The organism is Streptomyces sp. NPDC012474, from assembly GCF_042955185.1.
Lineage (GTDB): Bacteria > Actinomycetota > Actinomycetes > Streptomycetales > Streptomycetaceae > Streptomyces > Streptomyces cahuitamycinicus.
This window is the reverse complement of sequence record NZ_JBIBEP010000049.1, coordinates 1-5,424: the sequence shown is the minus strand read 5'-3', so window position 1 is coordinate 5,424 and position 5,424 is coordinate 1. Positions and strand designations below refer to the sequence as shown.

The following is a 5,424-nucleotide window of genomic DNA, read 5'->3' as shown; positions in this document are numbered from 1 at the left end:
CTCCCTCGCCGACTACCTCACCAAGGTCGGAACCGACAACCAGAAAACAGAGGAAAACTAACCCTCAGGATTTCTGGCGCATCACACTAGTGCTGCGACCGGAAAGGCTCACCGGCTTGCGACGCCCGGCACGGCACCTCGCCGCGTTGTCGCATCACCCGAGTACATCCAGTACGCGAGCGATCCTCCGCCTTGCGATGCACCGCACCGGACGCCGCAAGCCTTCCGGCAAACCCTTCCGGTCACAGCACCAGAGCCCGCGTCGCACCGCCACCGCCCGGCTTGATCTCACCGAACTCTCACCGCACCCCACCCCGCCCCCCGCCACCATGGCGGTATGACCACACCTCCCGCCGCCCACCACCCCGCCGGAGCCGACCTCGCCCCCGACCCCGCAGCCACGCACCCCACCGCCGAGCCCGCCCGAGCCGCACGAGCCCACTCCTTCAACGCCGCCGCGGCCCAGTACGCCGCCAACCGCCCCACCTACCCCCCGGCCCTCTTCGACGCGATAGAAGACCTGACCGGCCGCGCCCTCACCGGCACCCGCGTCGCGGACGTCGGCGCCGGTACCGGTATCGCCACCGCCCTCCTGCACGCACGGGGAGCGAACGTCGTCGCCGTGGAACCCGGTGACGGCATGGCGGCCCAGTTCCGCCGCACCCTGCCCGGCATCCCGGTCATCCGCGGCACCGGCGACGACCTCCCCCTCACCGACGCCTCCGTCGACCTCGTCACCTACGCCCAGGCCTGGCACTGGACCGACCCCGCCCGCGCCGTCCCGGAAGTCCTGCGCGTCCTGCGCCCCGGTGGCGCCCTGGCCCTCTGGTGGAACACCGACGCCCTCGACGTCCCCTGGATCGCCGAGGCCGCCGAGCGCACCCGCCGCCACTTCGGCATCGACGTCTCCGCAGAGAAGCGCAACGTCGACCACCGCGCCGCCGACCCCAGCGGCCGCCTCGACTTCACCCGCCGCACGGTCCGCTGGAGCCGCCGCGTCCCGGTCGACACCCACCTCGCCAACATCGGCAGCCACTCGGTCTTCCTCGTGCACGACGCGGAACACACCGCGTCGTTCCTCGCCGAGGAGCGCGAGCACCTCCTGCGGGCCTTCCCGGACGGCGTCGTGGAGGAGGTCTACGAGGTCGTCCTCCTCCTCGCCGAGACCCCGGCCTGACGCGCACCCCGCTCAACCCGCCCGCTTGACGCGTCCCGTGAGCCGGGAGCATTATTCATCGCATGATGAATAATGCTCCCGGCTCACCACGCCCAGGCCCGGCACCCGCCCCCGCTCAGCCACCGGACCCGGACACAACAGCTGTCCACGCCGAGCACCTCACCGTCACCCGCGGCCCCCGCACCGTCCTGCGCGACCTCGGCTTCACCGTCCCCCGAGGCCAGATCACCGGCCTCCTCGGCCCCTCCGGCTGCGGAAAATCGACCCTCATGCGCGCCGTCGTCGGCACCCAGGCCAAGGTCACCGGCACCCTCGACGTCCTCGGCCACCCCGCAGGCCACCCCACCCTGCGCACCCGCATCGGCTACGTCACCCAGGCCCCGTCCGTCTACGACGACCTGACCGTCCGCCAGAACCTCGACTACTTCGCCGCGATCCTCGACCCCGGCCGCCGGGCGGCCGACCGCCGCGACGACAACGTCATCCGCGCGATAGCCGACGTCGACCTCACCACCCACGCCGACGCCCTCGCCGGCAACCTCTCCGGCGGCCAGCGCAATCGCGTCTCCCTGGCCGTCGCCCTCCTCGGCACCCCCGAACTCCTCGTCCTCGACGAACCGACCGTCGGACTCGATCCCGTGCTGCGCCGCGACCTGTGGAACCTCTTCCATGACATCGCGACCGGCCGCGGCGCGACCCTCCTCGTCTCCTCCCACGTCATGGACGAGGCCGAGCGCTGCCACCGCCTCCTCCTCATGCGCGAGGGCCGGCTCCTGGCCGGAGGGCCGGAGGCCGGGGGAGACACCCCCGACGCCCTCCGCACCCGCACCGGCGCCGACACGGTCGAGCAGGCCTTCCTGCACCTGGTGGACGAGGCGAACGCAGCAGCCCGCACGAAGGAGACGACCCGATGACCACCACCCCGACCAGGACGGCCACCCCACCGAGGGCCCTGAACGCCTCCCGCACCACCGCCACCGCCGCCCGGGTCCTCCGCCAGCTCACCCACGACCCCCGCACCATCGCACTGCTGGTCCTCATCCCCTGCGTGATGCTGTTCCTGCTGCGCTACGTCTTCGACGGCAGCCCCCGCACCTTCGACAGCATCGGCGCGTCCCTCCTCGGGATCTTCCCCCTGATCACCATGTTCCTGGTGACGTCCATCGCCACCCTGCGCGAACGCACCTCCGGCACCCTCGAACGCCTGCTCGCCATGCCCCTCGGCAAGGGCGACCTCATCGCCGGCTACGCCCTCGCCTTCGGCACCCTCGCGATCATCCAGTCCGCCCTGGCCACGGGCCTCGCCGTGTGGTTCCTCGGCCTCGACGTCACCGGCAGCCCCTGGCTCCTCCTCCTGGTGGCCCTCCTCGACGCCCTCCTCGGCACCGCCCTCGGCCTCTTCGTCTCCGCCTTCGCCGCCTCGGAGTTCCAGGCGGTCCAGTTCATGCCGGCGGTGATCTTCCCCCAGCTCCTCCTGTGCGGGCTGTTCACCCCGCGCGACAGCATGCACCCCGCCCTGGAGGCCATCTCCGACGTCCTCCCCATGTCCTACGCCGTCGACGGCATGAACGAAGTCCTGCACCACACGGACATGACGGCCACGTTCGTCCGGGACGTCATCGTCGTCGCGGGCTGCGCACTCCTCGTCCTGACCCTGGGCGCGGCGACCCTGAGGCGCCGGACGGCGTAGCCACCCCGGCGCGACATCCCGCCCAGCGGACACCCGAGCCGTCCCCCACTCCCCGGTGCGAGGATGGACCCCGGACGACGCACCCTTCGGAGGCACCCCGCGCCATGACCCAGAAAGTCGCAGTCCTCGGCACCGGCAAGATCGGCGAAGCCCTGCTCAGCGGAGTGATCCGCGCCGGCTGGACCCCGTCCGACCTCCTGGTCACCACCCGCCGCCAGGAACGAGCCGAAGAGCTCCGCACCCGCTACGGCGTCACCCCGGTCACGAACGCCGAAGCCGCCAAGACCGCCGACACCCTGATCCTCACGGTGAAACCGCAGGACATGGGCACCCTCCTCGATGAGCTCGCCCCCCACGTCCCCGCCGACCGCCTGGTCATCAGCGGCGCCGCCGGCATGCCCACGGCCTATTTCGAGGAACGTCTCGCCGCGGGCACCCCGGTCGTCCGCGTCATGACCAACACGCCCGCTTTGGTCGACGAGGCGATGTCCGTCATCTCCGCCGGCACCCACGCCACCGCCGACCACCTCGCCCACACCGAGGAGATCTTCGGCGCCGTCGGCAAGACGCTCCGCGTCCCCGAGTCCCAGCAGGACGCCTGCACCGCCCTCTCCGGCTCCGGCCCTGCCTACTTCTTCTACCTGGTCGAAGCCATGACCGACGCCGGCATCCTCCTCGGCCTGCCTCGCGACAAGGCCCACGACCTCATCGTCCAGTCCGCCATCGGCGCCGCGACGATGCTCCGCGACAGCGGCGAACACCCGGTCAAGCTCCGCGAGAACGTCACGTCCCCCGCCGGCACGACGATCAACGCCATCCGCGAACTCGAGAACCACGGCGTACGGGCCGCCCTCATCGCCGCGCTCGAAGCCGCCCGCGACCGCAGCCGCGCCCTGGCCTCCGGCAACAACGGCTGACCACCGGGGGGCGGGCCCGTCCCCGCCCGCCCCCGCGGCCGCGTCACCTCACACCGCCGCCACGGCCCCGGCCGTCTCCTCCCGCGCCACCGCGGGCAGCAGCCCGATCGCCCGATACGCCGCGTCCACCGTCGGCCGGGCCATCCCCCGGGCCCGCGCCGCCCCGTCCCGCAGCACCCCCTCCACATGACCGGGATCGGCACACAACTCCTTGTGCCTCTCCTGCAAGGGCCGGAGCACCTCGACCACAGCCTCCGCGGTGTCCTTCTTCAAGTCCCCGTACGACGTGTACGAGCCACTCAACAGCTCGGGCTCCCCACCCGTGCACGCCGCGAGGATCTCCAGCAGATTGGCGAGCCCCGGCCGGGCCTCCCGGTCGTAAACGACTTCCCGCCCACTGTCGGTCACGGCCCGCATGACCTTCTTGCGCACCACGTCCGGCTCGTCCAGCAGATAGACGATCCCCGGCCCCACGTCGTCGCTCTTGCCCATCTTCGACGCCGGATCCTGCAGATTCATCACCCGAGCCGCCACCCCCGGCCGCGTCGCCCGCGGCACCACGAACGTGTGCCCGTAGCGCTGGTTGAACCGCACGGCGAGATCCCGCGCCAGCTCCACGTGCTGCCGCTGATCGTCCCCGACCGGCACCTCGCCGGCCCGGTACGCCAGGATGTCCGCCGCCATCAGCACCGGATACGTCAACAGCGACAGCCGCACGCTCCCGCCCCGTCGCTGCTCCCGCGCCGCCTTCTCCTTGTACTGGATCATCCGCCGCATCTCACCGTCGGTGGCCACGCACTCCAGCACGTACGACAGCCGGGCGTGTTCGTCCACATGGCTCTGCACGAACACCGTGCAGAGCTCCGGATCCAGCCCGGCCGCCAGCAACAGCGTCGCCGCCTGCCGGCTCAGCCTGCGCACCCGCGCGGGATCGTGGTCGACGGTCAGGGCATGCAGATCGACGACGCAGAACAACGCGTCGGCCTCGTGCTGGTCGACCGCGGCCCACCGCCGCATGGCCCCCAGGTAGTTCCCCAGCGTCAGATGCCCCGTCGGCTTGACCCCGCTGAAGACCCGTGTCATCTCTCCTCCACCTCCTGGTCGGGACCGCCGCTCCGGGCGGCCGCCCCTCCGTGGTGCCGGGAGGGAGAAACAAAGACGGCCGCCGAAGCGGCGGCCGTCGAGTGCATACGTGAGAACGGCCGCCGTCAGGCGGCCCACCACAGTCCGGTGCACGTACGCGTCGTCATGCGGCCCACAGTACGCCGCCGGGATGCCCCCCGCCCCCGGGTTGACACGCCCTACCCCCATCCGTAGTGTTCTCCGAGTTGCCCGACGTGAGCGCCGACTCCGGTCGGTCCCCGGGCAGCCAATCCGCAGGTACCAACCACTATTCGACGCGCAGCACGCCTGTCGTCGCTTCATTGGCATGTGTATTTACGGAATGAGGAATCCCTGTTCGAAAGGACGCGGCCCCCGATTGGCTCGGGAGCCGGGGAATCCGCTAAAGTCTCACTCGTCTGAACGGCCCAACAGCCGCAAAGGCAAACCCCGCTGACCGGGGATCAGGCCCGAAAGGATCTGATAGAGTCGGAACCGCCGGAAAGGGAAACGCGGAAGCGGGAACCTGGAAAGCACCG

5 protein-coding genes are annotated in these 5,424 nt (G+C 71.1%); 4 read left to right on the top strand and 1 reads right to left on the bottom strand.

Annotated features, from left to right (window positions below; all coding sequences use genetic code 11):
- Nucleotides 1-337: 337 nt before the first annotated feature.
- The 4 genes from ACFY9S_RS40595 (at nucleotide 338) to proC (ending at nucleotide 3,784) form a co-directional block, all read left to right on the top strand.
- Nucleotides 338-1,177, top strand: coding sequence for a methyltransferase domain-containing protein (locus tag ACFY9S_RS40595; protein WP_391139168.1), 840 nt, complete (start codon nucleotides 338-340; stop codon nucleotides 1,175-1,177).
- 62 nt (nucleotides 1,178-1,239) lie between these two features.
- Nucleotides 1,240-2,091, top strand: coding sequence for an ATP-binding cassette domain-containing protein (locus ACFY9S_RS40590; protein WP_391139166.1), 852 nt, complete (start codon nucleotides 1,240-1,242; stop codon nucleotides 2,089-2,091).
- Nucleotides 2,088-2,867: an ABC transporter permease gene (locus ACFY9S_RS40585; RefSeq protein WP_391139164.1), complete on the top strand. Its 780-nt coding sequence runs from the start codon at nucleotides 2,088-2,090 to the stop codon at nucleotides 2,865-2,867. The genes ACFY9S_RS40590 and ACFY9S_RS40585 overlap by 4 nt, the downstream gene beginning before the upstream one ends.
- Nucleotides 2,868-2,971: 104 nt before the next feature.
- Nucleotides 2,972-3,784, top strand: coding sequence for a pyrroline-5-carboxylate reductase (proC, locus tag ACFY9S_RS40580; RefSeq protein ID WP_391139162.1), 813 nt, complete (start codon nucleotides 2,972-2,974; stop codon nucleotides 3,782-3,784).
- A gap of 48 nt (nucleotides 3,785-3,832) precedes the next feature.
- On the opposite strand, the gene trpS is transcribed toward proC, so the two are convergent.
- Nucleotides 3,833-4,867 carry a tryptophan--tRNA ligase gene (trpS, locus tag ACFY9S_RS40575; protein WP_391139160.1) on the bottom strand — a complete coding sequence of 345 codons (1,035 nt, stop codon included), beginning with the start codon at nucleotides 4,865-4,867 and terminating at the stop codon, nucleotides 3,833-3,835.
- Between the last annotated feature and the right edge of the window lie 557 nt (nucleotides 4,868-5,424).